Annotated in this window: 2 protein-coding genes; both read right to left on the bottom strand. The window is 67.7% G+C overall.

Annotated features, from left to right (window positions below):
• Positions 1–358: 358 nt before the first annotated feature.
• Positions 359–1567, bottom strand: coding sequence for an IS91 family transposase (locus ACPT9U_RS17435; RefSeq protein ID WP_094269342.1), 1209 nt, complete (start codon positions 1565–1567; stop codon positions 359–361).
• Between the two features lie 7 nt (positions 1568–1574).
• On the bottom strand, positions 1575–2450 hold the full coding sequence (locus ACPT9U_RS17430) for a tyrosine-type recombinase/integrase (RefSeq protein WP_094269343.1): 876 nt from the start codon (positions 2448–2450) through the stop codon (positions 1575–1577).
• Between the last annotated feature and the right edge of the window lie 134 nt (positions 2451–2584).

Below are 2584 nucleotides of genomic sequence, written 5' to 3'. Positions count from 1 at the left end.
TGTTCAGCTTTGTTCGACGCCTGCCCCTTCCCCGTGCCGATGAAGGTTCGACCCGTGCCTGTGGGCAGGCGTTGGACAAAGCCCGGGGGAGGAAACCGCGAAACGAGGCGAGGCTGTTCAGTCGGGGCTCGGCGCTATGGGCATTTGAGCGCCGCCCAATCGCGCAGGTACGCGATGTGCGTGGTGCTGCGCCAGGCGCCGCGTGTTGCGTGAAGCCGCTGCCCGCCCTCGGTTGCGCGGGCGAGGTCCGCGCGGCGCGGCTTGTGATGTGAATGCCAGTGGCGGGCGCAGCGGGTCTTGACCAGGCCCGTCCGAACGGGTGCTGGCGGAAGGCTGCGGGCGTGGAAGCGATGCCCGGTCATGAGGTCACCCCACGGAGTGGTGGCGCGCGGATCGTCGCACCCCGAGCAAAGGTTTCGATCACGCGCATCACCGATCCACAGCAGCGACACACGAAGCCGGTGGTGGGCGTGGTCGACAGCGCGGTGGCTTCCGGCGCCGAGGCGATGGTGCGTGGCTCGTCTGGAGGCGTTGCGCCAAGCAGTCCCCGCGCACGAGCCAGGTTCTGCCGCCGTTCCACGTTGGCGAGCAAGCCGTAGTGCCGAATGCGGTGGAAGCCGCACGGCAGCACGTGCAGCAGGAAACGGCGCATGAACTCCCCGGCGGTGAGCGTCATCGTCTTGTGGCGGGTGCGCCCCTTGGCGCGATAGTCCTTCCAGCGGAAGGAGACGCAGCCCCCGTCGAGGGAGACCAGGCGACGGTTCGAGATCGCCACCCGATGGGTGTAGCGCGACAGGTAGGCGAGCACCGCCTCGGGGCCGGCGAAGGGCCGCTTGGCATAGACGACCCATTCGCTCGTGCGCAGTGGCGCGAGCCAGCGCAGGAACGCGGCCATTTGTGCCAGCGGGGCGAACTCGCCGAAGAAGCGCAGCACGCCGGCGTGATGCGCCTTCGCCAGCTCTTCCAGGAAACGCCGCCGGAACAGCCGCGAGAGCACGCGGACCGGCAAGAAGAAGCCATGCCGGCAGGCAATCCAGCGTTGCCCGTCGGCCGACAGGCCGCCGCCGGGGACGATGCCGTGCACGTGCGGGTGGTGCGTCATCGCCGAGCCCCACGTGTGCAGCACGAGCGTGGCGCCGATCGTCGCGCCAAGGTGCTTCGGATCGGCAGCGATGGTGAGCAGCGTCTCGGCGGCGACCTCGAATAGCAGCCGATAGACGAGCGCCTTGTTGGTGTAGGCGAACGCGCTGATCGGCGCCGGCAGCGTGAAGACCACGTGGTAATACTCGACCGGCAGCAGATCCGCCTGCCGGGCCTCGAGCCAACGCTGGGCGGCCCGCGCCTGACACTTCGGGCAGTGCCGGTTGCGGCACGAGTTGTAGCTGATGTCGATCTGCTCGCAGGCCTCACAGCGCAGCACGTGCCCGCCCAGCGCCGCAGTGCGGCACTGTTCGATGGCCGACATGACCTTCAACTGCCCAAGGCTCAGGTGACCGTGCTGGGCGAGGCGCCACGCCGGCCCGAAGGCGCGGAAGATGTCCGCGACCTCCAGTGCGGGGCGAGCCACGATGCGCCTACGCCGACTGCAAGGTCTCCAGCGGACTGACGACTTCGCGCAGCAGGTCGGTGGCGACCTGGGTGTAGATCACCGTGGTGTCGAGTTTCTTGTGGCCGAGCAGCGCCTGGATGATGCGGATGTCGACCTTCTGCTCGAGCAGGTGGGTCGCGAAGCAGTGGCGAAGCGTGTGCATCGACACCCGCTTGTCGATGCCGGCCGCCAGGGCGGCGGCCTGAACAGCGCGATTGAGCTGACGCGGGCTCAGTGACTCGATCGGGTTGAGGCCCGGGAACAACCAGCCGCCATCGAGCATCTTGCCCTGCGCCCGGGCGACCCGCCACCACACGCGCAACCGCTCCAGCAGCAAGGGCGAGAGCATCGCGTAGCGATCCTTGCGGCCTTTGCCTTGCTCGACCCGCAGGGTCATGCGCCCGCTGTCGACGTCGCTGACCTTGAGCGAGACCACTTCGCTCGCTCGCAGTCCGGTCGCGTAGGCGAGCGACAGCGCCGTCTGGTGCTTGAGATTGTTGCAGGCGGCGATCAGGCGCGCGATCTCCTCGCGGCTGAGCACCACCGGCAGGCGCTGTGGCAGCCGGACCGGCTGCATTCGCGCCATCAGCTCGCCGCGTTGGAGCGTGATGTCGAAGAAGAACTTCAGCCCGCTGATCGCGGCGTTGAGCGACATTGGCGAGGTGCCGGTATCGACCAGGTGCAACTGGTAGTTGCGCAGGTCCTCCACCGTGGCGGTATCGGGCGCGCGCCCCAGATAGCGCGTGAACCGGCACACCGCGCGGATGTACGCACTCTGCGTCTTGGGGGTGAGCTTGCGCATCCGCATGTCGTCGAGCATGCGCTGGCGCAAGGGGCTGACGGGACGAGTCGGGGTATCCATGGCTTGCTCCTGTCGAAGACGAGGCCGATTGCCTCATCTCCCAACATGGCAAGCCTGCTGCCGATGGAAACCACGAACTTCGATGCTCGTCACGAACGGTTCAGCACACCCCTACCGCGCGAGCGGTTTAGTCC

The sequence above is a fragment of the Thauera sp. AutoDN2 genome (assembly GCF_051280715.1).
Classification (GTDB): Bacteria; Pseudomonadota; Gammaproteobacteria; order Burkholderiales; family Rhodocyclaceae; genus Thauera.
This window is presented reverse-complemented; position numbering and strand designations above follow the sequence as displayed.